This window comes from Chitinophaga sp. 9-1-y, from assembly GCF_059511905.2.
Genome location: NZ_CM197955.1, coordinates 3,828,210 through 3,854,631 on the forward strand (window position 1 = coordinate 3,828,210; position 26,422 = coordinate 3,854,631).

20 protein-coding genes are annotated in these 26,422 nt (G+C 45.5%); 7 read left to right on the forward strand and 13 right to left on the reverse strand.

The window, feature by feature from the left end:
* Positions 1-182: 182 nt before the first annotated feature.
* A complete protein-coding gene (locus AC5ZC7_RS15190; protein ID WP_496158076.1) occupies positions 183-929 on the forward strand; it encodes a hypothetical protein in 747 nt (248 codons plus the stop codon).
* Positions 930-983: 54 nt separating this feature from the next.
* On the opposite strand, the gene AC5ZC7_RS15195 is transcribed toward AC5ZC7_RS15190, so the two are convergent.
* Positions 984-1,532 carry a hypothetical protein gene (locus tag AC5ZC7_RS15195; protein WP_496158075.1) on the reverse strand — a complete coding sequence of 183 codons (549 nt, stop codon included), beginning with the start codon at positions 1,530-1,532 and terminating at the stop codon, positions 984-986.
* A gap of 357 nt (positions 1,533-1,889) precedes the next feature.
* Between AC5ZC7_RS15195 and AC5ZC7_RS15200 the strand changes: the two genes are divergently transcribed.
* Entirely contained in the window at positions 1,890-3,239 is a 1,350-nt protein-coding gene (locus AC5ZC7_RS15200; protein WP_496158074.1) for an outer membrane beta-barrel protein, read from the forward strand.
* A gap of 67 nt (positions 3,240-3,306) precedes the next feature.
* Here AC5ZC7_RS15200 and AC5ZC7_RS15205 read toward each other — a convergent pair whose 3' ends face one another.
* From AC5ZC7_RS15205 to AC5ZC7_RS15245, 9 genes are all read right to left on the reverse strand, one after another.
* Complete coding sequence (locus tag AC5ZC7_RS15205) at positions 3,307-4,659, reverse strand: sigma 54-interacting transcriptional regulator (RefSeq protein ID WP_496158073.1); 1,353 nt, start codon at positions 4,657-4,659, stop codon at positions 3,307-3,309.
* 27 nt (positions 4,660-4,686) lie between these two features.
* Positions 4,687-5,868: a histidine kinase dimerization/phospho-acceptor domain-containing protein gene (locus AC5ZC7_RS15210; RefSeq protein WP_496158072.1), complete on the reverse strand. Its 1,182-nt coding sequence runs from the start codon at positions 5,866-5,868 to the stop codon at positions 4,687-4,689.
* 281 nt (positions 5,869-6,149) lie between these two features.
* Positions 6,150-7,220, reverse strand: a complete 1,071-nt coding sequence (locus tag AC5ZC7_RS15215; protein ID WP_496158071.1) for a DUF4998 domain-containing protein — start codon at positions 7,218-7,220, stop codon at positions 6,150-6,152.
* Positions 7,221-7,250: 30 nt separating this feature from the next.
* The gene (locus AC5ZC7_RS15220) at positions 7,251-8,459 is read right to left on the reverse strand and encodes a DUF4959 domain-containing protein (RefSeq protein ID WP_496158070.1); all 1,209 of its coding nucleotides are present in this window, start codon (positions 8,457-8,459) and stop codon (positions 7,251-7,253) included.
* A 40-nt stretch (positions 8,460-8,499) separates the two neighbouring features.
* Complete coding sequence (locus tag AC5ZC7_RS15225; protein ID WP_496158069.1) at positions 8,500-10,392, reverse strand: RagB/SusD family nutrient uptake outer membrane protein; 1,893 nt, start codon at positions 10,390-10,392, stop codon at positions 8,500-8,502.
* A 29-nt stretch (positions 10,393-10,421) separates the two neighbouring features.
* Complete coding sequence (locus tag AC5ZC7_RS15230) at positions 10,422-13,859, reverse strand: SusC/RagA family TonB-linked outer membrane protein (RefSeq protein WP_496158068.1); 3,438 nt, start codon at positions 13,857-13,859, stop codon at positions 10,422-10,424.
* Positions 13,860-14,028: 169 nt separating this feature from the next.
* Complete coding sequence (locus AC5ZC7_RS15235) at positions 14,029-15,159, reverse strand: FecR domain-containing protein (protein ID WP_496158067.1); 1,131 nt, start codon at positions 15,157-15,159, stop codon at positions 14,029-14,031.
* A gap of 78 nt (positions 15,160-15,237) precedes the next feature.
* Positions 15,238-15,801 carry an RNA polymerase sigma-70 factor gene (locus AC5ZC7_RS15240; RefSeq protein WP_496158066.1) on the reverse strand — a complete coding sequence of 188 codons (564 nt, stop codon included), beginning with the start codon at positions 15,799-15,801 and terminating at the stop codon, positions 15,238-15,240.
* A 416-nt stretch (positions 15,802-16,217) separates the two neighbouring features.
* Positions 16,218-16,820, reverse strand: a complete 603-nt coding sequence (locus tag AC5ZC7_RS15245) for a hypothetical protein (RefSeq protein ID WP_496158065.1) — start codon at positions 16,818-16,820, stop codon at positions 16,218-16,220.
* A gap of 179 nt (positions 16,821-16,999) precedes the next feature.
* Here AC5ZC7_RS15245 and AC5ZC7_RS15250 point away from each other — a divergent pair, with 179 nt between their 5' ends.
* From AC5ZC7_RS15250 to AC5ZC7_RS15260, 3 genes are all read left to right on the forward strand, one after another.
* Positions 17,000-17,125 (forward strand): hypothetical protein, encoded by a 126-nt coding sequence (locus AC5ZC7_RS15250; protein WP_496158064.1) that lies wholly within the window; start codon positions 17,000-17,002, stop codon positions 17,123-17,125.
* Between the two features lie 230 nt (positions 17,126-17,355).
* Positions 17,356-17,631 carry a metalloregulator ArsR/SmtB family transcription factor gene (locus tag AC5ZC7_RS15255; protein WP_496158063.1) on the forward strand — a complete coding sequence of 92 codons (276 nt, stop codon included), beginning with the start codon at positions 17,356-17,358 and terminating at the stop codon, positions 17,629-17,631.
* Positions 17,632-17,708: 77 nt separating this feature from the next.
* Complete coding sequence (locus AC5ZC7_RS15260) at positions 17,709-18,899, forward strand: MFS transporter (protein ID WP_496158062.1); 1,191 nt, start codon at positions 17,709-17,711, stop codon at positions 18,897-18,899.
* 110 nt (positions 18,900-19,009) lie between these two features.
* Here AC5ZC7_RS15260 and AC5ZC7_RS15265 read toward each other — a convergent pair whose 3' ends face one another.
* Positions 19,010-19,327 carry a hypothetical protein gene (locus tag AC5ZC7_RS15265; RefSeq protein WP_496158061.1) on the reverse strand — a complete coding sequence of 106 codons (318 nt, stop codon included), beginning with the start codon at positions 19,325-19,327 and terminating at the stop codon, positions 19,010-19,012.
* Positions 19,328-19,632: 305 nt separating this feature from the next.
* On the opposite strand from AC5ZC7_RS15265, the gene AC5ZC7_RS15270 reads away from it, so the two are divergent.
* Positions 19,633-22,758 (forward strand): SusC/RagA family TonB-linked outer membrane protein, encoded by a 3,126-nt coding sequence (locus AC5ZC7_RS15270; RefSeq protein ID WP_496158060.1) that lies wholly within the window; start codon positions 19,633-19,635, stop codon positions 22,756-22,758.
* Between the two features lie 24 nt (positions 22,759-22,782).
* On the forward strand, positions 22,783-24,492 hold the full coding sequence (locus tag AC5ZC7_RS15275) for a RagB/SusD family nutrient uptake outer membrane protein (protein WP_496158059.1): 1,710 nt from the start codon (positions 22,783-22,785) through the stop codon (positions 24,490-24,492).
* Positions 24,493-24,643: 151 nt separating this feature from the next.
* Here AC5ZC7_RS15275 and AC5ZC7_RS15280 read toward each other — a convergent pair whose 3' ends face one another.
* Complete coding sequence (locus AC5ZC7_RS15280) at positions 24,644-25,495, reverse strand: SAM-dependent methyltransferase (RefSeq protein WP_496158058.1); 852 nt, start codon at positions 25,493-25,495, stop codon at positions 24,644-24,646.
* Positions 25,496-25,568: 73 nt separating this feature from the next.
* Positions 25,569-26,348 carry a DUF6597 domain-containing transcriptional factor gene (locus tag AC5ZC7_RS15285; protein WP_496158057.1) on the reverse strand — a complete coding sequence of 260 codons (780 nt, stop codon included), beginning with the start codon at positions 26,346-26,348 and terminating at the stop codon, positions 25,569-25,571.
* Positions 26,349-26,422: the final 74 nt, after the last annotated feature.

Genomic DNA, 26,422 nt, shown 5'->3' on the forward strand with positions numbered 1-26,422 from the left:
GGACAGTCCTGTTTGGGCACCTTGAAAAGTTTTCCTCCACTAATTTACATGATAGCGTAAAGCCGGATTCGGCCTGCAAGGAAGCATTGTCTCCATTTAGTCCGGGACCACCAGGTTATCCTGTATCACATCCATCAAAAAGCGTGTATATTGGCTATAACGAAAAAATACCTGTACTGACTATGGCAAATCATTTATTAAAATGGCTCCCTGTACTATTATTGGCGGCCTTTATCCCTACTGACGTACGCGCACAGGAAACCGATTTTGAGGCCTTGTCGAAAACACCAAGGGATACCTCCTTTTCCTTTCCCCTTGATTATAAAATATCCCGGCCCCGGCTGACCATCGCCTCATGGGACGACGACTATGATGCCTATAAATCGTTTCTTACACCGGCGATGAAGAAAACACAGTCGTACCTGAATTTCCAGGAGAAAGGCGTAACAACCACCGTGTCTCCCAACTCTATTATACCGCATGCACAACTGGATACAGCTACGGTAGTGAATGATCCGGGTAAATTAGTGGGTACCTGGCGCATGTTGAAATTCCGGTCCATCCGCTTTAATGATTCAGTATATCTTCCTACCAAAACCTATTACCGGCTTCCGGATGTGATGCTGGACGACAAAAGCCAGGATGAGGCGTTTGCTATTATCACGGAGAACAGCATTAAAATGTACGCGAAGGAAGCCGGGAAAACGAGCTTCAAAAAAATGATGTCCGGAAAATACAAGGTGGAAAACAACCGTTCTTTGATGATGTATAAATTATTCAAATCCGGTGGCGGCGTATCACAGTATGGCATTGATGAAAAAGGCCACCTGATTATTAATTACCCCAGTGTGATTGAAAATGTGAAGCGGGGGGAATACTATTCTTATTACGCCGTTATACAGCAATATATTTATGAAAAAGTAAAGTAGCCAAAAACGCCCGTAAATACGGGCGTTATCTTTTTTGTCGTTACGCAAGCGCTTTTACATGTATCGTAAAAGCCACTCCAGCTTATACATGTGATGAAACGAGTCGTAAGCCATCAGATCGCTGTCCTGCCGGAAATTTTCATCCAGTTGATCGGGCCACGCATTTCTTTCTCTGAAAGCCCGTTTTAAATTCCAGCTTGTCAGCGCCTGTACCGGACCATTTCCGGCAGAAAAATAATACCGGTAATCATCCGTTGGGAATGCTTTCCCGGAGGTCATGATTCTTCTTTTATACAATAACAAATGGGCATTCCTGTTCAGGATTTCATACGTGTCGTGCCCCACCAGGCGATACGTTTTTCCATCCCGCAATGCCACTGCGAATACGGAATCCCGGGGAACCTGTATTTGTCCGCTGCCTGACCGAATATCCAGGTAAGATTTCCGGGTATGCAACCTGATACGGCCTTGCTCATAATGTAAATGACTGGCCAGGTAATCGGTCATAGAGAGATAAAGCCCGTCTGATTTTTGCCCACTGTTGCCGGCCATCACCGGGGATAACATACCTGCCATCAACAGGGACATTAAAAACTGTTTCATGATATCTGATAATTTATACGCCTTCCTTTACAATTGAGATGCCCTTTATAATTCCAGCGGCATTGATGCTGAAATTGCTTGATGGATAGGCGATTCCGGCGTATATATCTCCCTAAAAAAAATTTATGCCCCTCTATCATAATGAGAAATTTATTCAATTTGAAACGGGTATACTTCAAAATGAACGGCTTTCTCATTTTGACATACATTTCATTTCCGTTTCCGGCGGAGTTCCCGAACTTTCTTACGGACAAAATGTTTATTGGATAAAGGTTTGGTAAGCCTGGCACCTCACATTCCTCACACCGGCATACAATTGGGAAACCAATCCCCAAATTGTATAAACGAGCCAAAAACATGAAACGAAGATTTGTAACGTCGCTTATCCTGACTTTGTCCCTGTCGTATGGATATGCGCAACAAGACAGCACCAGTCAAAAACAATCTGCTATTGTAGACGGATCTAATGGAAGATGCTTACCCTCTCCCCTCTCTTCTCCTCCATTTCCCAGCGGGGAATGGGTAGGCGGCCCCCTTATCGGAGCGCCTTCAGATGCACCGGATTACCCACTGACGAAATTATTAGGGCTCGCTAAAAGTAAAAGCCGGATTAAAATTTATGGTTGGATAGACATGGGTGGTAATTTCAGCACCTCCAAAAATTCGAATGCTCCTACTTCCTACAACCTGGTACCCAACCGGGTGGTATTGGATCAGGCCATATTGCGCATAGAACGACAGCCGAATACGGTACAGCGCGATCATGCCGACTGGGGTTTTGTGATTGATAACATTTATGGTACAGACTATCGCTACACGTTGGCAAAAGGTATTTTCAGCGACCAGCTGTTAAAAAACAATCACCTATATGGGTATGATCCCACACAGGTATATGGTATGTTATACCTTCCTAAAGTGGCAGAAGGCTTACTGATTAAAGTAGGTCGCTTTATCTCACCCGCTGATATTGAGGCGCAATGGGCCCCGGATAACTACCTCTACTCCCATTCCCTGATGTTTACGGTAGATCCCTATACATTCACCGGAGTACACGCTGTTCTACGATTGAATGAACACTGGCAGCTTTCCGCAGGTGCGCACACCGGCAATGATATGGCGCCCTGGAGTAGTTCTGCCAGTTTGAATGGCCTCGCTATGGTACGCTGGGTATCTTCCAATAACCGAAACTCCCTGTATGGCGGCATTAACAGTTTAGGTAAGGGTTATTATAAAGATGCGCACGACAACCTCCAAATGTTGGTAGCTACCTGGGGACATAAATTCAGTGAGAAAATACATATGAATACAGAAGTGTATTACATGTGGCAGCATGATGCCGCCGTGGGTGGCACCGCCATTGAAGGCCCCGGAAAAGAATGGTACATGGGTACTGGTTTGGGTAATACGATTCCGGGTATTGCTTCTGCAGTAGGTGTTGTCAATTATTTCCAGATACAGTTATCGGCGAAGAAAGATTACCTCTCTATCAGAAATGACCTATTGAATGATCCACAAGGTAATCGTACCGGTTTCACGACCGCGTATACCAGTCATACCATTGGCTGGGTCCATCACTTTAATGAGTTGATCCGGATAAGACCGGAAGTGCGATATGAAAAAGCGTGGAACAACAACGCTACTCCATATGATAATGGGACCCGCAGAGACCAGTTTACAGCGGCGATGGATCTCATTGTGCGGTTCTGATAAATTCGTTTGATTTTTAATATAGGTGTATACAACTGCGGGTAATTCTTTACCAGGCAGTTTTTTTTTATACGGTCATCTTATACTCTTCCATTTTCCGGTAGAGGGTAGATAAGCTAATATTCAATAGCCGGGAGGCTTTCGATTTATTTCCGTTTACATAATCTACTACCCATTGTATGTGCATTTTCTCGATCACGGCCAGATCAAAGGTACCTGCCTTTTGTTTCACCGGGTTTTTATGCAGGTTAAATTCTAATGGTAAATCATCCATGGTGAGCGTATTGCCGGTACAGATGATCACTGCACGCTCCATAATATTTTTCAATTCCCGGATATTCCCCCGCCATTCATGCAGTTTGAGATGTTCTATAAACTCCCTACTCATATGTTGTACCTGTGTATTGGATTTACTGGCAAACTGCTGCAGGTAATGGGTGGCAAACAAAGGGATATCTTCCTTCCTGTCCCGCAGCGCTGGTAGTTCAATGGTAAATACGTTGAGCCGGTAGAAAAGGTCTTCCCGGAAACGGCCTTGTTCAATTTCCTGTTCCAGTTTGCGGTTTGTGGCGGCAATGATACGTATATCCACCTTGGTTACTTTGGTATCTCCTACCTTAATGAACTCACTGGTTTCTAATACCCTTAATAGTTTGGCCTGCAGGTCCAGGGGCATTTCGCCTATTTCGTCCAGGAAAAGGGTGCCCTGGTGTGCTTCTTCTATCAATCCCTTTTTATTCTTTACCGCGCCGGTAAATGCACCTGCTTTATATCCAAAAATTTCACTTTCGAGGATATCTTTTCCAATGGCACTGCAGTTGATGGCCAGGAAGTCTTTTTCTGCGCGATGGCTGGCGTTATGAATGGCCTGTGCAAACATTTCCTTCCCGGAGCCGGTTTCTCCTAACAGCAGTACGGCCGCATCGCTGGGCGCGGCCTTCATGGCCATTTTCCGGGCTTCCCGGATTACGGCGGAGGTGCCCAGCAATCCATCAAAAGAGGCGTAGTTATTATTGATCTTTGTTTGTAGTTGTACCACCCTGTTTTGCAGCTGTACCTTCTCCAGCGCCCGGTATAGCAAGGGAATGATCCGGGCATTATCATTTCCTTTGGTGATATAATCAAAGGCGCCATTTTTGATAGCACGCACACTGTCGGCGATATTACCATAAGCCGTTAACAGGATAATTTCACCCGGTAGTTGTTTGTCGCGCATGTAAGTAACCAGGTCAATACCATTGCCATCGGGCAACATGATATCGCTGAGTACCACGTCTATGGTTTCGGTATGCAGTAACTGCCGTGCGGCTTTCAGTGTATCGCATTCCAGGATACGAAAGCCTTCCATGGTAATAATACGTTTTAATAACTGACGAAGTTTTTCTTCATCTTCCACGAGTAAGATCGTACCGGTAGTCATGTTTTGGTGTGTTAATGTTGAAATAATTTAATGCCGGAGATTGGGTATCGACGACACTTTTGCTTGTGTAAAATCCAGCAACTCGCTGCTGATTTGTAAAATGCGTTCTACATCTTCGCTGATACTGTCCAGCAGCGCCTGTTGTCCTTCCTGCAACGGGCCTGTTCTGGTATCGGCCAGTAAACTAAGGCTCATTTTCATTGCTGCAATGGGTGTTTTCAGTTCATGTGAAGCCGTAGCGATAAATTTTGTTTTGGCAGCCGCGAGTTCTTCAAAGGCACTGACATCACGCAATACGGTCACTGTTCCCTGGTCATTGCTGATGACTTCTTTTATAAAAACGGCGGATCCGATCCGTAGCTGTTGATTCACCGGATGTTTGTTCACAGATGCCAGTAGTGTAGCCCGTTCCATCAGTTGTGGGCCACATAAACGCAGCACCACCTCATTCATAAACAACAGCTGATGATGCGTATCATAGCAAATAATACCATCATTCATCTGGTTGATGATAGTCTCTATTCTTGTTTTCTCCATTTTAATTTTTTCCAGGTTGCTGTTTTCATATTCATGTAGCTTTTCTGCCATCATATTGAACACAGTAGCTAATTCTCCCAATTCATCGCTGCGATGGATATGGAGGCGGGTATTATATTTTTTGTCTGCAATTTGCCGGATGCCGGCAATCAGTTGATGGATGGGTTGCGTAATAATATGCGGATAGCTGAAGATAAACAGGATGGAGACGCTGAGCAATACCAGGGTAATCACAGATAAAGTAAGAATGGCCCTGGATGCGGCTGCAGAAGATATATTATTTTTCCGGATGATGGCCTGCTGATTGATGGTAGATATTTGTAGAATTACATGTCGTAGTTCCGTGGCCAGGGCAGGGTTTTCCGGATGCAGCTGGAGTTGTTGTACCAGCGATGCTGCCCGCGCCGTGGCGGTGTCTTCACCGGGCTCTGTTACATTCTGCTCCTGCAGCAACAGGTTTGCTTTCAATACATCCAGTTGGGCCGGCTGTTTTTCGAGTGCCGCCAGCATGTTGTTGGAAAACATAATGGAACGGATATTCTCCCGGAGAATCAGGCGAACATCTCCATTCAACTGGTAGATCTGGTAAATTCCCTGCATACTGATAGCAAGTGTCATCGTAAACAGGAAGATTAATCCCAGCGAGAATTTTGTTTTTAAGTTCAGCAACATGTGTGTGAATTGAGTGGGTACAAGCAGGGGCATGCCAAACGGGTGCCATGTTGCCATTGGGTTTATCGACGAACTCAATTCATTGAAAACAAGTCAATTATGCAGAAACGAACATCCGGTGTATTGAAACAGGTATACCAAAATGGGAGGGTCTTTTTCATTTTGACATAGTACCAATAGCAAAAAAACAACCTTCTATCACGGGTTCCCCCGCCATAGAAGGTTGAAAATTTGTGCACCGGGCCAATCCCTTCTTCCGAAAAAAATAAAAACAATATCCTTTATTTCATGGTGAAGGTTTCGTCAAAGGAAGTCCGGTGTGTAGCACCAGGCTGGTTCATCCAATACTTTACCTTTAACGTCCGTGTAACAGGGTCAAATTTATTGATGCCGGAAGGGTCTAATTCTGCGGACCTTCCATTAGAAGCGGGTTGCCCATACTTGTTTACAACGCTGATAACACGATAGTTGTTATCGAAATTAAATACCACACCGAAGGAGCCATAATAGGAATTATTGCCACCATTCAGGATCTTATGATACACATCTTTGGTTTCATCATTATCTACCAGTTCCAGTTGTGTGGCCGTGACGAGGCGGAGTGTTACATTCCAGGGATACGGGCCTGTTAGCCCGGCATTTGTATAATCCGTCATCTGACCGGTGCAGGTATATTTTCCGACCGCCAGGTTTACCGGCACCGTTTTTTGCGCGTAGAAAGTATCAATACCGGCAACGGGTATATAAGCTGTTTTCAACAACAAAGACGGAAGCGATGGCGATGCGTTTTTCAGTGTATCAGTCAACGCAGTAATAGCCGTGTATTTCACCGATCCGGTTGCTCCCGACTGCGTGGTATAATCAATGGTTGTATACCTGCACAGGGTATCTACAGACGGGAAGTCCAGCAATATACCCGCCTGACTGTTGGAGATATTCACACTTCTTACCTGCAGGTTACTTTCGTACACCGCGCCCAGGCTGACGCCGCTGATAATGGCCGATCCCGGGGTGGATGAATTCCCGGCTTTATCATAACCCACCACCTCAAAAGTATACTCGCCTTCCGGGAGACCAGGTATCACTACTTTTTGTATCACCTCCGTTGTTGCCGCCAGTTCGAGTTGATTGTTGCGATTATTCCAATAGATCACAAACCGCGTGATATTGGGATCTTTAGACCGGGTGAATTGTAGTTCTACCCTACCTCTGCCGGGATGCACTTCCAGGTCGGTAGCAACGCCGGTATAAAAAATCTCACCATTTTTCAGATAGGGAGCATATTCATGATCCATTTTGGTGCACGCCTGTAATCCTGCTACCAGGGCCAGGGCGTAGATAATATTTTTCATAATAACTTTTTTAAATGCTAACGGATACGACTACTTGTAATCTCCCATAAACTTGATGGATGCCATTTCCAATCCGGCGCCGCCGGAATAATTCTGCAGGATCACCAACCGGAAATACCGCATGGTGACTGCTGGCAACGGAAACGTAAACTCCGACCCATTAGTAACTACATCGTAGTCGGCACTATTCAGCTGGCCATAAGGGAGTCCTGATGGTTTCACCAGTTCATACACCCCACCTATTTGCGTCCATGAACCGTCGAGTGCCCCGTTAGGGTTAGGATTCATACTGCCATACACTTTAAAGAAGCGCAACGTGCCATTTCTGAATTCCGCGCCACCATTTTGCCGCATCCAGTACCTGAAGCGGCTCAACACTACCGGCCGGCCAAAATCGACGGTAACCCGTGCAGGCACCGAATCATTGGGGCCTGTTCCCCCGTAAAATGCCCAGTCGCCCGCTTTATAGCCATTAGACAGTGGCACGCCAAGATCAGAGCCGCAACACGCGATCTGGTCTCCGGGTAATACCAACCCCTTCATTTTTGTGCGGTCGAGCTCCTGCTCGTTCATAGAAGTCACCTTTGTCCAAACCGTGTCAGACACATTACCCCATCTGTCACGTACGAAGGCGCCAAATTTTCTTTCCTTTGCAGTAAAACCCCTGAGCGAGAAGTTACCCGATGTATCTTTTGTATAGTTGGTAAACACATTTTCCGGCTTTCCAAGTGTATCCACCAGCGCTACCACAGCGATATCTGCGCCGGTAACATTTCTGAACTGAATGTTGGCGCCACCGAAATCTGCCAGGATCTCCAGTGAAGATTTTACGGTCAGGTAAGGTGGTGTTTGAGGATTAACCGTCACCTGCACCGGATCCGATTTAACTTCGCTGCGGCTCACGGCATACAGGGTTACCTTATAAGCTGCTGCTTTTTCAAAGCCCAGCACCTTGAGGGTATCTGTATAATAAGAGGCTTTTACCTGCTGTGAAGCTTGTTTATTGATCATATAATCTGCCTGCACATAGAGTATTTCGGGGTCTGCGGGAATATCATAGATAATGAACGAGCCGCCGGGGAAGTCCTGTACGCGTACATTTGTTACCACGGGGGGCTTACGATTACTTTTGTAGATAGGTTCCAGGTTAGTACCCGTTTGTTTCTGGCAGGCGTAAAGCGCAATCGCAGCGATTATGATTATTGGCGCCAGTATATGCTGTAATAATTGTTTTTTCATTCGTCTGTAATTTGAAGGAGAATAAATCTGCGGTACGCAGCTACCATAGTGGGTTCTGAACAAGATTAGGATTTACATAAAGGTTATACTCTTTAATAGGCGCCAGGAAATCCTTATAGGTATTATGTGGCTGATAAATCGATCTTGCGCTATAAAATGCGGCAGGCGTGTTTTGCGAAACATTCCATCCGGTAACGGGCCTGTTCATCAGATCCAGCCGCTTCCACCGGCGCATATTCCAGTAGTTTTCTCCTTCGAAAATAAATTCTATCATGGTTTCCTGCTGGATAATGCTTCTCAGTCCCTCCCTGCTGGAAGGCTTGTTAGCATTCCTGGAATGTGCCGCCCATGATTGTACCACACCATCCAACCCCGCCCGGTGGCGTACTTCATCAATGTATTGGTACACTTTAGCGGATGGCCCTTCTGACTCGTTGAGCGCTTCGGCATACATCAGGTACAATGCACTTAAGCGGATGGCGGGCCAGGTATAAGCATCTGGCGTGTAAGACCCTCCATCACCGGAGGTTTTCCAGCTAACCAGTTTTTTGGGCCAGTAGCCGGTAAATGAATACCTCGACAGTGATTGCGCTGAAGAAGATCCCCACATGGTGTTTATGTACAACAGGTTGTCTTCACTGGAGCGTTGTTTGATAAAATAAGAAGATCCATCAAACGCAAGATCTGCGTAGAAACGATATTCCCTGTTTACATTGAAGGAAGCAGTGGTATAATTAGGCTTCAGGATACTATGCATGGCAGCGGGAATCGTTACCAGCTTCGTATACCTGTTGGCGTAATCCCAGCTAATATCTTCCTCTATAGGCACTCCGTTGCCGGTATAGAATACTTCACAGGCATTCATATTGGCGGCCCACAAAGAGTATGTATACGAATAAACATCGTTCCTGGGCGCGCATTCCCGCTGTAGTTCAGCCGTTGTACTCTTAGAGAAACCCCACAGGCATTCCTGGTTCCAGTCTTCTGTAATCGCCCCCCGGATGTCCATACATTTTTTGGTGGTATCACTGATATTATTGAGATCGAAAGGTTTTTCGAAATAGTACAATTGAAATCCTGCGCTATTAGCGGCTACAATAGCGGCGTTGCATGCCTCGGCTGCCTTTTGCCATTTTGCCCTGTCAAATGCAGGGTTGACGAGCGCTTTTCCATCTTTATTCTTCAAGCCTGCATAGTCTGCATTGCCGTTAAACAGCGGGCTTGCATTCAGTGTCAATGCATAGGCTTTAATAGCCAATGCGATGGGAGTGGTAATGCGGCCCAACTCCTCCCGCTGGTTAGCAATAGAGGGCGGAAGATCCGGTGTAGCTTCATCTACCAGCTGTGCAATATAAGCGGCCACCTCATCAACCGGATCACGCTTTACCTTCACCGCTTCCACACCTGCCGATACCGGAATATTTGTTTTCATCATGGGTATAGGTCCATACATCCGCATCATCAGGAAATGATAATATGCCTTCAATACTTTTACCTCAGCCACCCATCTTTTTCTTTCCACTTCGGTCATATCGGGCACCTTGCCAATGTTTTCCAGGAAAATATTACAGGTACGCATGGCGGTGAACATGGCCTGTCCGCCATTCTCCCCATCCCAGTAGTTGGCAATTGGCTTTACTACATTCTGGTAGTCGTAGCACAACTGCATAATTCCTTCCGGGATACCGGGCGCCTGGGAGCCGGGATATGGCGTGGCTATTTCCCGCGATCCCAGGAAGGTATAATTATCTGCAGGGCTACCCAGTAACGGCAGATAGGAATAACAGGTAAACAGATATTTTTTCGCAGTGGCTCTCATCTGGAAAGCCTGGTCCAGGGTAGCTACGTTGTCAGGAATAATATCGAGGAATTTATTACAGGCAGGGCTACAGGAGATCATCATCCCCAGCAGCAATATCTTTATACGCTTCATACTTGTTTTTTTTTGCTGTTAATGACTGACTATTTGAACGAGCAGGTTACCCCCACATTGAATACCCGCTGAATAGGATATCCCAGACCATTACCGCCCATTTCTACATCCCACAGGTTAAACTTGCTGAAAGTAAACAGGTTGGTACCGTTCAGGTAAAACCTGGCATTGGTAAGACGAAGTCTTTTCATGAGTGGTGTGGGCAGGGTATAACCAATTTCTATGGATTTGATGCGAAGCAGTGCGCCATTTCGCATAAACCAGGTGCTGGTTTGATTATTATTATCAATAAGGCTGGTGCTCAACCTGGGCCATAATGCATAAATGTTCTGGTTGTCTTCACTCCAGTGGTTATCTGCCCATACTTTGAGCAGCTGGCGTTGGTCGTCAATAAAAGGGGCGGTTGCTTTTGTATCAATCCAAAAAGATTCCCGGGCCAGTCCCTGGAAGAAAATGTTAAAGTCGAACCGATCATAACCGGACGATAACCCGAATCCATATACGATTTCCGGGGTGGTGGGGAAACCTATTGGCGCCATATCCAGCTCACTGATTTTCCCATCTCCATTTACATCCCTGTATTTGATATCTCCTCCTCCATAAATGCCAAAGCTTTGTTTGGGTGCATTCTTTGCATCGAGGTCATCTACAAACAGTCTTTCTCCAATGTATCCCCATTGTTGTGAAAGCGAGTGCCCCACGTGCAATTTGTTCTTTTCCGGGTAATCCGGTTCTTCGTATACGTCAAAGCGGCTGGTGGCATAGGTAAAATTCGCCATGGCCTTTGCCCACCATTTTTTAGTGATCTGGTGAGAATAGTCCATCGCCACATCTATTCCTTTGGCGGAAGCTTTACCCACATTGGCGCTTAAACCGGCCGATAATCCCATGGTAGTAGGAATCGAGGTACGGGGCATCAGGATATTGGATCTTTTTTCCTGGTACACATCTACTTCCAGGTTCAAACGATCGAAGAAAGACGCTTCAAATCCGAGGTTCGTTTTCGCCGCTTTCTCCCAGGTGATATCATTATTGGCATACCTGGAAATATTAATACCTGTGAGGCTGTAATCTTTCAATGTACCAAATCTCATTCCCCTGTCGCTACTGTTCATATCTACATTAGACAGGTAGAAGAAGCGATCATCGGGGCTACCAATTGCATCATTGCCCACCAGGCCGTAGGTAGCTCTTAATTTAAGTTTGGTCACCACCTTTTGCAGGCTTTCCCAATACTTTTCATTGGATACGGTATAAGCTATCCCTGCAGAGGGGAAGAAACCGAAACGCTGTGTTTTATAAAATCGCTCCGACCCGTTATACCCGAAGTTAAACTCCGCCGCATACCGGTTATCATACAGGTAAGTAGCGCGACCAGACAAGCCTACATTTCTGAAAGGAAGGGAATTCTGCAGGCTGCCGGCATTACCGGTAAGACTGTTTTTCGCTACGCCCACCAACGTACCGCTAATACCATGTACTTTGTTAAAGGTTCTGCGATAGTCGACTGCCAACTCACCGTAGAAATCAGACGACAATGTTTTATCTCCTTCTGAGTAATTGAGGTATTCGGTACCTGCCGGTGCCTGCGATTGCCCGGCTTCCTGGTTGATCGCATTCAGCGAGTAGCCTTTACTGACATAATCGTAGTTAGAGGCTACATAATAGAACGGATTGTACTGTCTTGATACAGAAAAATAAGCGTTACGCTGAATATTAATTAAGCCCCTGGCAGACAAGCCTTCCGTGATAAAAGACAGCTTTTGATTAAGCGCCAGCTGGGCATTAATAGCGGAACGGTTAAATTGTTTATATCCTTTCTGGAGATCGGCATAGGGATTATTATACTTTCCGTCGGCCGCATTGCCAAACATAATATGCCGCACATATTTTGTTTCCTCCGTAGGTTGGTAATAAGCCGGGAATAATACCGGGTTGGATTGCATAATCTGGTTATAAATATCCTGTCCACCGCTGACAGGTCCGGAGTAGTCATCGAAACTTCCGGAGATACGTACAATCATTTCCGTAGAGGGTGTCAGGTTCACATTTACATTGCTTCTGATCGAATATGATTTCAATTTGGAATTACTATTAAAGTTGCTTTTTTTATCCACCTTTAATATGCCATTATCCAAATTCATGGCGCCGGATACATAGTACCGCGCAACCTTTCCGCCGCCATTTACAGACAGGTTATAGCGCTGGTTAAGCGCGGAATTGCGCAGTAACATTTGCTGCCAGTCTGTTGCCGGATATATCACCGGGTCAGTGCCATTTTTAGTATTTTCAATCTTCGCCTTTGAGTACAGGAGTCCGCCCAATGGATTTCGTGTGAGCACCGCTTCATTGGCCTGTTCCATGTAGGTAACCGGATCTGCCAGTTGCACGTTCCGGGTAGACTGCGACAGTGAATTTTCTGCTCTGAATGATACAGTGGCCGCTCCTTCCTTTCCTTCTTTTGTGGTAATGAGTATGATGCCATTGGCACCTTTGGAACCGTATAACGCCGTGGCCGTGGCATCTTTCATAATAGAAAAGCTCGCGATATCATCTACCTGTAAACGGGCCAGATCAGTAGTTGAGGCTTCAATATTATCGATGAGGATCAGGGGAGATTTCCGGTAGCCGAAAGTAGTGACCCCTCTTACAAAAAAGTCTGCGTTGTCAAATCCCGGCTCGCCACTGCGCTGGTAGGCAATGATACCTGCCAGTTTTCCCGCCAATGCATTGGTAAGGTTACTGCTGGGGATCTTTAATTCACCGGGTTTAATAGTGGTGACTGCGCCTACTACTTCCGTTTTCCGCAGCTTCCCGTGCGCCACTACTACTACCTCATCTACTTTTGCATCCAGGTGTTTAAGCACAATCTGCATTGGTCCGGCAACCACTACTTCTACTTCAGCCGGATTGTACCCGATGAATGATACGGTGAGTAATACTCCCGTTCGCGGTACTTGCAGGGTGAAATGTCCGTTTGCGTCGGTAGTGACGCCTTTGGTGGTACCCTTTATTTTTACGGTAGCTCCCGGCAAAGGTGTACCCTCTTCATTGACTACCGTGCCCGTAATTTCTATAACAGCAGCCGGCGGCGATTCTTTCTCAGCGGTTTCGGCAGCTGCAATAATGATCCTGTTTTTTGAGATGGAATAAGTTAACGGCAGCCCTTTAAAACAAGCATTTAAGGCGTCTGGCAAGGGGGCATTGCGAACGTCGATGTTTATACCTTTGGCATTACTTATCAGTTCATCTTCATAAAAAAAACGGTAGCCAGTCTGACGGTTAATTTCTTTTAGCACCGTCTTTAGTGACACATTTTTTTCTGATAAGGTAATGCTCTGGCCAAACCCGATGGCGCTGGTCTGCAGGCAAATACAGAGCAGGCTGAAAGTGGCAAACTTCATCAGCAACAGTTTAGTGATTGTTTTACAACGTGGATGGGAAAGGAAATGTCCTCTTAAATTCATACATTCGTTTTTTCAACTACTCATTTTTAATGAGTAAATCAGGGTGAATAATGAGTGTTTTCTGCGCATAGAAATCCGTATCCGGAGGCAACGCCGGATAGTTCGCCCGTACAACCGTTCTGTCTCGCACACAGAACGGTTTTTTACAGGTAGATTTTGGTGATATTTACTACTGCATTACAACTATTTTTCTATTGTTCATTTTATATTTGATGCCAGCGGTTTGCATAAAATCGAGTACATCTGTTATGCGTTCATTACGGCCTACTATCCCGGTAAAGCGTTTCTGCGTTACGGGGCCTTCATAAACGATCTCCACGTCGTACCAACGGGAGATCTGGCGCATAATTTCGGGGAGTGTAAGGCTGTTGAAAACAAAGTTTCCATGCTTCCAGGCCATTACCTCATCCAGGTCTGCCTGGTTGTTAACCGTTGCATTTCCATCTTTTAATACGGCTTGCTGGCCCGGGCGCAACATAACACTGTCCCTGTGGGCGGCTACTTTTACGGATCCTTCCAGTAGCGTTACTTTCAGGGCAGTTTCATCCGTATAACCGTTTACGTTGAACTTCGTGCCCAGTACCTGTATTTCAGCACCTGCCACTTTTACGCGAAAGGGGGCCTTGTTTGGTTGTATCTCAAAATAGGCTTCTCCTGTTACTTCTACCTGTCGGCAGTCCTTCCCGAACACTACCGGAAAACGGATGGCCGACGTGGCATTCAGCCATGCTGTGCTGCCATCCGGTAGTGTTACATGGAAGGTTTCTCCTTTTGGGGTTGATATCTTATTGTAAAGTATTTCGCTGTTGTTATTAAGCGATGACTGATAAACAACTTGTCCGTTTCCCTTTTTCAGCACCAGCGCATTTCCTTGCCGGGCCACCACTCCTTTGCCGGAACTATCCAGTTCAATGGCGGTACCGTCAGACAGGGTAAGCATTACTTTATTCTTTGCCGGCAGGGAAACAACATGCTGCACTATTTTTTTCGCAGGCTTTTCTGTCATATAGTATTTCCACCCGGCGATAGCCAACAGCGGAAGCAGTATAGCCGCGGCGCGGAGCCATTTGAAGTGAAAAACAGGGAGGCGCTTCTCCTTTTCTTTCACGCGGTTCATCACACGTTTATACATGGCCTGCCGGTCGGCAGGAGTGGTTAAACCATCTGCCGCGCCGGATTCCAATTGCCTGCGAATCGATGCAAGCAGCTCGTCATCCTGCGCAGATAATTGTTTCGATAACTCCCGTCCCGATATCCTGTCTTCCAGGTATGCTTTTATTATACTGCGAAATCGTTGCATATGAACGCCATTATCAGTGTTATTGTAACTGATTCAGATATAAAGACACCCGACTTAAAAAAATGTACCAGTGAGTAACTACTTTAATGCAAGAAAAATTATTACGAAGAGGATTGTTTGTTCATCGGCATGGTCATGAAGGTATTCACGGATAGATTGTATGGCCCGGGAGAGATGGTTTCTAACCGTATTCCTGGATAAACCCAGTTGCAGTGCTATTTCTCCCAGTTTTATTCCCTGTAGCTGGTTTAACTGGTATATTGCTTTTTGCTGAGGAGGTAATTTACTAATTGCATTCATGATCAACGTACGCGATTCCTTTATGACGTATTCACTTTCCGGCGACCGGAGTCCGTCTCCCTCTTCCGCCAGCAGCTGTCTCAGGTAATCTTTTTCCAAACGGAGACGACGCAGCTCATTAATAATCCGGTTCCTGGAAATAATAAAGATATAGTCCGCAATATTTTTAACGGCCGGTAATGAGGTTCTTTTGAGCCATATTTTCACAAAAACATCCTGGACAATTTCTTCTGATAAATGAACGGATTTTGTGTAAGTATAGGCTACACCATAAATTCTATCGGCATAACTATCAAACAATTGTTGAAAGGCGCCTTCATTTCCCTCCGCTACCTGATGCAAAAGCTGGGAATTACATATAGACAGGGTATTTGACGAAATCATACAACTGGGAAATTGCTAAAAAAAGTGATCCAGCTAAAAGTAATGATTATTTGTTTTCACAGGGAGCGTGCCACCGGCAGTGACGGGTAATCATCCAGGCCAAAAGTTGTTCATACCCGACAACCTCACTGGTAGCCAAAATCCAACACCGGCATATATTTGGAGCAAAAAAATATTATCATGTACCGGTTGAAAACCGGCTCAATTAAATTGGCGCCGATCAATATAACATCGTAAATTGATAACATCACGGCATAATTTACACTTTGGGGCAGGATTTATGAAAAGCCGCCGCTATTGCATACCCAAAAGCGTGATCATAATAGGTAAAAAAAATATCAGGATGAGGCCATGGCCCCATCCTGATATATAGACTACAATAATTTTCCCTGCAGTATTTTATTTCCCTTCAGAATCATCATCGTACCGTAAAGGGAAGTGGCAATGGCGCAACCAATACCGATGACCGGCGTTGTTATGGCCGTTGAATAGCCTTTGTTGATCAATGCAAATCCAGCTATGGCTACCATGCAAACAAATACCCCCATAAAGTAATCAAACTTGCGGTTAAATACTTTGGCTAAAGGTAAAAAGTGCAAGCCTACAATTAATGCCACACCGGGAAGAAACCAGTTGTCATGCCCGGTATTGACCAATACATTTTTCAGGATTAAAATTCCTGCGCCCTCTGCGATAAAGATGTAGGTAAATCTTTTGTCTTTTGTTTTTTGCGGGTCATTCGCCAAGGCTTGTTCTTTCGGCAGCTTCTTTGCCACGGAATAGAACTTGAGATAAAAAACTAAAAAGGATAACACAATCCCCGTAAATAAAACGCCAACAAGCCAATAGTCCCGGCCATGCAGGGCAATTTCACCAATTATTGTCCATCCCAGTGTATTTATCATCATAAATGATAAGCCACCTAACACTTTTTGAAGTTGATTTTTGGGTTGATAAGTTGTTTCAGAAAACTCCATAGAAAAGGGTGTATTTAAATAATTATCTAGTTACAAACATAGCAAAATCATTACATAATAAAGCCGTAAACCTGGCTGTTAAATAAGCAGTTTATTTCTTTTCTTTTCCAGGACGCCCCAAACAATATTACCTGTTTACCACCGCAGAAAATAAAGGCTTCCGGTATTCCATTGTTGATATGGCACTGGACAATGGGAATAGCGATATTATTCCGGCCACTAAAAATACGGTACTGTTAACGGAACCTGCCAGTACAGAAACGGTAACGGCTACACGGCATTACAACGAAGGGATTTCTGGATAATTACATATGAAAAGAACAACGCCGATTTTCTGATAGCTATGTTTATTTTATCCGTTACCAGAATATAGATAAACAGGAAAAGTTGCTGAAGGGCGCTGTTTTGCTGCTCAGGTAAAATCCGGGGATTTTACCTCTTAAAAATAAACTGTCATAAAATTATCATAGAAACATTTATATGTTTCTATGTATTTTTTTACTACTTTTACACCGGAATAAATTTGTTATTGCAAATGGACAATAAAAAATTTGAGAGAATATCCCGTGCATTGAGCGACGCCAGCAGGATTACCATCTTGCAGGAAGTCAGAAAGAAGCAGGGATGTATGTATTGTGCAGAGATTACCGATATGCTGGACCTGACCCAGCCCTCCGTTTCCCACCACCTGAAGCAGTTGGTAGATGCCGACTTGCTGATATCTGAAAAAGAAGGAAGGAATATTAAGTACCTGTTGAATCAAGATGTCCTGGGCGAGTATATTGACCGCCTGAATGCCTTAAAAGGATAATTTTTTTGATGGGATAGATTTTCAGTTTGTTGTCTTAATTATATCGAATCATTTAAATATTCAAATCCATTAAACTAATGAAAAAGTCAATATACGCAATGGCGCTGGGAGCTTTTGGCATTATTACCACCGAATTTGGCGTTATAGGTGTGCTCCCCAATCTTGCGCAGGTATTTGGTGTTTCGCTGGAAACGGCGGGATGGTTGTTAAGTGCCTTTGCGCTTACGGTGGCGGTATCTTCCCCGTTTATTACCGCGCTGACCAGCAATATCAACCGGAAGTTGTTGATGTCGTCTGTGCTGGGCGTTTTTGTGTTCTCCAACCTGCTTTCAGCCTTCTCGCCCAACTTCACGGTGCTGATGATTGCGCGTGTTTTGCCGGCGTTTCTGCACCCATTGTTCTGGAATATCTCGTTGTCGGCGGCCTACAAAGAATCGGGCAGTAAAGCGGTATCTGTAGTAATGTCCGGGGTGAGTATTGCGTCAGTCATGGGCGTACCTATGACAACGTACGCCGCTGAATTTTTCCACCACTGGCAGGCTTCCTTTTTCCTGGCAAGCTTTATCAGCCTGATTGCATTTACCGGTATGCTGATCTATGTTCCTTCTATGCCGGCCGCTAAAAAAACTAAGGGCAACAGTCAGCTGTATGTATTGAAGCTTCCGCAGGTGTGGCTCAATCTCACCACTACCATATTGATGTTGGCAGGTATGTTCTCCAGCTTCGGATACCTGGCGGCCTTCCTTGAAAACGTGACACACATGAATGGGGTGCAAATCAGCGCGATGTTACTCTTATTTGGCGGTATGGGTGTATTGGGGAACTGGATCACAGGTATTACCATCAACAAAAACGTGATGTTGGTAACCCGTGTATTTTTTACTTCACTGATACTGGTACAGGTACTGGCTTATTTCTTTGGCGGCCTCTTTACACCCATGGTGGTCATCCTTTCCATATGGGGCGCTATTCATACCAGCGGCTTTCTGATTGGTAATATCCGTAGCTCCCGCTCCGTACCACATAACGCGTTGGAATTTGTAAACAGCCTGCTCACCTCCTGCTACAATATCGGGATATCACTGGGTACTATGCTGGGAGGAATCATTATAGCCCATTACGGCGTACACAACGTTGTATGGATGAGTGTTGGATTGCTCGCAGTCAACCTGGCACTGAGCTTCGTGACCTTTGAGAAAAAGCAACCGGTTATCACCGAAGCGCCGGTAACAAAAGAGGAAATGGCAGCGCGCATGATGCATGCTTAAAACAATTTGTGGTCAGTTAAGCTGTCTTTAAAAGTGCTGACCATGCTATATAAATAACAAAGCGTGATACGTCCCGGGAGACGTATCACGCTTTGTTTATGCGGTTGCTGCTAATTACGCGCAGATGTCCATTTCAATTTAGTGATCATTTTGTTTGCTTGCTTCAGCTTTTCGGGAAACAACACCTTTCCGGAAAGCTTGCCGGGAGACTTGTCTCTTCTAACTTTCACGCCCATATGGACGATCCTTTGCGTTCTTTCTTTGCTTTCATAACGGTCAATTAAATGATATTCTATCAATAAATATCCGCTTACAGCGCTGCCTTTTCGCCATCTTTTAAATATAAATTGAGCAATTATTAATATTATTTTACCTGCCACCCCAAATTTGTCGCAAGCAATATTATTTATTCTATAACTTCCAATCATTGCCCTACAAAAACAAGTTTATGTTACAACCTATAAATTCCACTTACAGACGATGTACCTGTATGTTATGTGCAGTAGAGAGGTATGTTTACAACCGCAGCTTTCACCAAAAAAATAAATTATCAACCTTAAAACCATAGTTATTTTTTTTTGCCCGTATAATGCAATCGTTTGCATCAACCAACATCTATTCACGTTAAAAAACACATTATGAAAAAAACCACGAATGAAAAAAATTCAGGCAGATGCTCCTGCCATCTACTCTCATTTTATCCCATCATAGCTAACAACCAAAACATCATTTTATGAAAGTAACAGGGAAACTAACTATTGCGATCATACTCACTCTCTGTACCGCATTTGTGCAGTCATACGCACAGAACAATACCGGCAATGTGAATGGTACAGTGGCTGATCAGGGAGGAGCACCACTTCCCGGTGCTACCGTGGAAGCATCCATTAATGGCAAACGTGTGAATGTTGCCATCTCTGACAGCGTCGGAAAATTTGTGTTTAAAAATTTACCAACAGGCAACTACGCCTTCAACGTGCGCATGATTGGTTATGATGCAAAATCCTTTGCAGGATATAAGATTGTTTCGGGACATAATAGTATGCTATCGTTTGCATTATCATCTAATATCAGTGAACTGAGCAGCGTGGTGGTGATCGGATATGGTACGAGAAAAAGACAGGATGTGACCGGGTCCGTAGCCAAAGCCGACCTGCAACTACAAAAACAATCGCCCAACGCCAACGTGATGTCGTCCCTGCGGGGTACCGTTCCCGGTCTCACCGTAGGACAAGTAACCAAAGCCGGTAGCGACCCTACCCTGATGGTACGCGGCCGGAACTCTATTTCCGGGACTACCTCTCCCCTGATTGTAGTAGACGGCCTTATCTACAGAGGATCACTCACCTCCATCAACCCTGCTGACATCGCCAGCATCGACCTGTTGAAAGACGCCAGCGCCGCTGCTGTATACGGCTCCCAGGCATCCAACGGCGTAGTGTTGGTAACTACAAAAAGTGGATCAGGTGGTGTAGATAAACTCACCGTTGATTACAGCGGATCCTATTCTATACAGGACATGACCCGGAAAGATATGCGCCCCGCTTCCGGCGCCCAATACATACAAAAACTGGGCGACTGGTACCTGTCTGAAAGCCGGGATCCCAACGACCCAACCAAAATGAATCCTAACTGGGACCCCACTACGAAAATGCCGGGCATTGAAGGCGACAACTACAAAGCCGGCTATGAAGCCAACTGGTGGGACCTGATGACCAATAGCCGCCCCCGGATACAAAACCATAATATTGGCCTCAGCGGACGCTCTAAAAAGATCCGCTTCTATCTCGGCTATGGCTATTTCGATCAGATCAACCTGATTAAAAATGATAACTATCGCAGAAACAGTATAAGAATTAATGTAGAAGCCAAACCCGCCGACTGGATAACAGTAGGCGCGCAAACTGGCTTATCTATCAATGATTACAGTGGTGTTTCTCCTACTTTTTCTGACATCATGCAGCTAAAGCCATTTAACCTCCCTTTCGATCCCAAAACAGGTAAGATGCTGGAGTTCTATGCGCAAACCACTACGCCCACTGCATTGGAAATATTGAAAAGATCCAGGGACTTCGACCGGAACCTGAACATCCTGGGCAACTTCTTCGTTAGCGTGGACATCCCACACGTAAAGGGCCTCAACTACCGCGTTAACTTCGGCAACAATTATATCTACACCAACCGGTTTAACTATAATGCACCTACGGTTGAAGCCACCGCGTATAAAAGCTACATGACGGATTATTTCCTGACACTGGATAACATCCTGACGTATAAGAGAGATTTTGGAAAACATGGGATAGACCTGACCTTACTGTATGGTGCAGAAAAAAACATACACGATGGTACCCGGACCACGGCAGGTGGGATTACCAATGGCTCTTTGTCCTATAACCGGCTGGATGTAGGCGACCCCGCACGCCTTACCTCATCAAACGATCTGGCTATCCTCCCCTGGCAGGAACAGGCGCTTTACCAGATGGCCCGGCTCTCCTATTCTTTCGACAAAAAATACATCATCACCGGAACTGTCAGAAGAGATGGATTTTCCGGCTTCTCTGCCCTCAATAAATGGGCAACCTTCCCTTCTGTTGCCTTCGCCTGGCGTATGAAAGAAGAGAAATTCCTGAAGTCTGTCAGCTTCCTCGATGACCTGAAATTAAGAGTGTCTTACGGCTCTACCGGTAACAGGACAGTGGGCCGCTATCAAACCCTTGCCCAAATGAACGTTGGCCTGGCCAATGGCTACCTGTTTGGCAGCTCCGGCGGCGCGCAACTGGGTACTTACCTGAACCAGTTACCTAATTCCGGCCTGCGCTGGGAAACGACCCACTCCTTTAACACGGGCGTGGACTTCTCCTTTTTTAACAACCGGCTCTTTGGTTCGCTGGACTTATATTTCTCCAATTCAGAAAACCTGTTGAACTCCAGGGCTACTCCTACTATCACCGGCTTCAATAGCTTCCTGATCAATATCGGGAAAATCCAGAACAGAGGACAAGAGCTGAACATCACGGGGGTACCGGTTAGCAACAAAAACTTCAAATGGGAAGTAACCGCTAACTTCTTCCGGAACCGGAACAAAGTACTTGATATTGATGGTACCAAAAATGACCTGATCAATGGCGGAGATCCCATTCTGAGCTACTTTATCGGTCAACCTTACGGCGTAGTATACGACTACAAAATTACCGGTATGTACCAATTGGGGGAACAGGTGCCTGCCACACTTGCGGCACAGGGTTTCAAAGCGGGTCAATATAAAATTGAAGACAGAAACGGCGACGGACAAATTACCCCGGCAGACAAACAAATACTGGGTAAGCTGGATCCCTCCTACAGCCTGGGTATCTCCAACAGCTTCCAGTACAAAGCATTCCAGTTGAAATTCTTTATCAATACCATACAGGGAGGTAAAAACGGCTACCTGGGCGCACCAGGCATCATGTTGCTGAACCCGGACAATATCCGGAACAACAACGGCTTTGTGTACGACTACTGGACACCTAACAATCCAAATTCCCGATACAGAAGCATTGCGGCCTACGTAGCTACCCTGGGTGAAAACTTTGGGCCATATGTCTCCCGCAGCTTTATCCGTCTCCAGGATATTACCCTCACCTATATGTTACCAGAAGGCATGTTAAGCCGCTTAAAAGTAGTAAAGGCAGCCAGCGTATACGTGAACGCACAAAACCTGCTCACCATCACCCAATGGGACGGATGGGATCCCGAATCCAATCCTCCTTCCGATCAACGGTCTTCACTGGGATTGAGAATACCAGGAGGCCTTGGCCTGGACCAGAACGGCTACCCGGTGATGAAAAACTTTTCACTGGGCGTAAACGTGACCTTTTAATGCTTCACCTGTAAAACGTAAGAAATGAAAAAAAACATCTTCATATATCTGCTTGGCATCGGTACCATGTTATCTTCCTGCAGCAAAAGCTTCCTGGACGAAGAACCACTGTCTGTCTATACGCCGGACAATTCACTGCAAACCGCTATACAGTACCAACAGGCTACGAATAACCTGTACAACGGTCTCCGGAACATCTACATGGGTAATATGAACCTGGATACCTACTTCGGGTTATACTATGCCACCGACTTTGCCTATAACGGTACCGACTACGATCCGGCGGCCAAATTAAATGCGTATAAAGCTACTATGGTACCCAGTTATTTCATTCCACAGGGTATCTGGACCGCCTATTACAAAATCATCACCAATGCGAACCTGATCATCGCTGAACTCAATAAAAGCACCCAGCTGAGTGACGCAGACAAAAAGAATTTCCTGGGTCAGGCACTATTTTTCAGAGCGTATTCTTACAACGTACTGGCTAACCTGTTTGGTGGCGTACCTATTGAATTGAATGAGTTGTCGGCTCCGCGCTACGACTACGTACGCGCCAGCAGGGACGAGGTATACCAACAATGTAAAAAGGACCTCACACAGGCCATCGGCCTACTGTCCGATATTAACCAGGTGCCTGATGGAACAGTCAACAAACAGATCGCTAAACATGTCCTCACGGAAGTACTTATCTCCCTGAAAGATTATGATGGCGCTATTACTATTTCATCGGAGGTAATCAACTACCCTGGTGTATCATTGATGACCAGCCGGTTTGGCAGAAGGGCCAATTTACCCGGCGATGCTTACCGCGACTTGTTTGAGTACAATAATCAGAACTATAGCACCGGTAACCATGAAGGCCTGCTGGTGATACAAACCGCGCTGAATAACTCTGCCGCCGTGGGCGATCAAACCGCATGGGCCGTAGTACCCAGTTTAACGGGGGTAAGGATCCTGGAATCCACTACTAAAACAAAAATGGCGATCCTGTTCAACGCCAAGTTTGTGGACAGTGTTTCCTCCAACGGCATTGGTTGGATACGCCCTACTTCCCACTTCTTCTACGAGATATGGACACCTGGTGATATCCGCAATTCTTCCTACAACATTGTGAGAGACATCCAGATTTCCGGTGTACCCACTACCTCCCCGGATTACGGCAAATGGTATGTAAAAGATGGCTATAAAAACAAAGTACAACCGGCTGATTACAGGGATACCATCCGCAACTTCTATCCGGTTATCCGGAAGATGTCGCCATCAGCAGGTGATTTTGTGTCAGCGGCTGGTCCGGCAATACTTTCCAATATCAATAATCCTTTTGGCGGCTTGTTATTAAATGGCGCTTCCCGCTTGTTTATCCCGAAATATATGGCCCGCCTGGCAGAAACCTACCTGCTGAGAGCAGAAGCCTACCTCGGGAAAGGGCAAAAACAACTGGCAGCGGATGATATCAATGTATTGCGGAACAGGGCACAAACCACACCGGCCACTGTTGCAGATATCAATATGGATTACCTGCTGGATGAACGTTTGCGGGAATTGTATATGGAAGAATTCCGGGCTGTAACGCTCACACGCTTAGGACTGTTATACGACCGTGATAAAAGATATAATCCAAAGTCTGGTTTGTCGATCGAAACCTATCATAACCTCTGGCCAATACCTACCACTGAAATCACACAGAATACAGGGGCGGTATTACAACAAAATCAGGGGTACGCTAACTAGTTACCGTCAAATTAAAAAGCGTGATACATTCCATCCGGGTGTATCACGCTTTTAATTTATTTAATATGCTTCTCCGCTATTGAATGATAGTAGCAATGTTAGTGTCTCAACCGGATAGCTTCTTTGTTTTTCTATGCCTGAACGCCCCCTGTTATGTAGTGGCTACCAGGAATACCTCTCCACTGGCGGGTCGGAGACCGTCGCTTCTATCGCTGAAATATCTATCCGTCATATCTTTTGTGGAAATTGTTTGTATATTTTTTAAGCCTGCGGCTGTCGCTAACGCCACTATTTCTGCTACTGTAAAGAAGCTTACAAAGGGGGTTCCTGCAGCAGCGGCGCCTTTAATGGACATTTCCATCAGCGGCTGATCTTCTTCTTCCAATAATGCCACTGGCAGGTAAAAAGCGATGGCGATGACAGATCCCGGCGCCAGCAACATCATTTTGCGGAGGGTATCCACGATGGCTTCCCGGGTAAGATAAAGCGTAACCCCTGTACAGGAAACAACTGCCTGCCGTTGTACATCGAAGCCTTTGTTCAACAGTTCCTCCCACCAGGAAGACACTTCAAAGCTGACGGGTACAAAATGCAGGTTTGCCGGGATGGGGTATCCGTTTTCAATCAGCTTCTTTTCTTTCCAGGCCAATGTATCGGGCTGGTCAATTTCATAGATATCTACCTGCTTAGTGATATCTCTATTCCTCTGGGCAAAAGTATCCAGTCCGGCGCCCAGCAATACATACTGTTTTATGCCTTTGGCAATTTCCTCTTTTGCCAGGTCTTCGATAAAGCGGGACCGGGCTACAATAGAGGCCCGAAGCCGTTTGGTATACTTCATATCCGGGCGTTCGGGCCAATCGTCTGCTGGTGCAATTAATTTCCATCCTATTTCATCTTCCAGTACATGCGGCACGGCATCTGCCTGCACGTGCAGCGCTCTCCACAAGGCAGTCCTTAAAGCGGTGTTATCGGGTTGTATTACTTTTTTTGTTTCCATCATGGTAATTATTCATGCCCCAAAAATAGATACGGTTCTCTTTAAGAAATTGTATAAACCCGACAGCCCCATATTTTTAAGGTTGAAAATCAGGGAATCGTTCTTTGGCGTGTTGTAAGAAAGCGCCGGGTGTTGTACCTGCAAAAAATTTAAAGTCCCTGATAAAATGAGATTGGTCGAAATAATTCTCCAGGTAAGCCAGTTCTGTCAGGGAGTTGATGGGAGTGTTACGCAGCTTTTTCAGCGTACCCTGAAAGCGGCATATCCTGGCATATAGTTTAGGGGAGATGCCCACATGGTGTTTAAACAGGCGTTCGAGGGAGCGTTCAGATATTTGTAAATCTGCCTGGACCTGTTTTAATGCGCCGCCTTGCTGAAATTGCGCAATGGCGTAGCGCACGGGATCATCTTCCGTTTTACAAAGAGCGGTTTGCTGCAGGAAGAACTGTTCCAATGCGGCAATCCGTGCGTCCGGTGACGACTCATCGAAGAGTTGATGATTGATATTGGTTTTAAGGAGATCATGGAGATCGATATGCCGCTGCGTTAATTCCATCGCCGATATTCCAAAAACAGGTTGCAATGCAGTGGGCTGAAAGCTGACGCCAATATTCCGGAAATGCCCTCTGGCACTCATCTCCAGGTATTGGGTCGCTTGTCCGAATAAAAAGGAGGACGGTAGTGTTTGATTGTCTTTGTATACTGCGGCGGGATTTTCCTGGAAAACCAGGCCTGGTGCTCCGTCCGGAATTATTTTAAACTTTTCAATAAAGTCGGTGCTGTTATTTTCCAATAGCCAAAAGAAACGAATGTATTTTCGAAGTGGTGCTATTGGTAATATTATCCTGGCATCCATCTTTGCTATGATATTGTTCCCTGCAAATCTACCTGGTTTTCTTCAAACAATTTATCCATTTTGACGCCATCAAA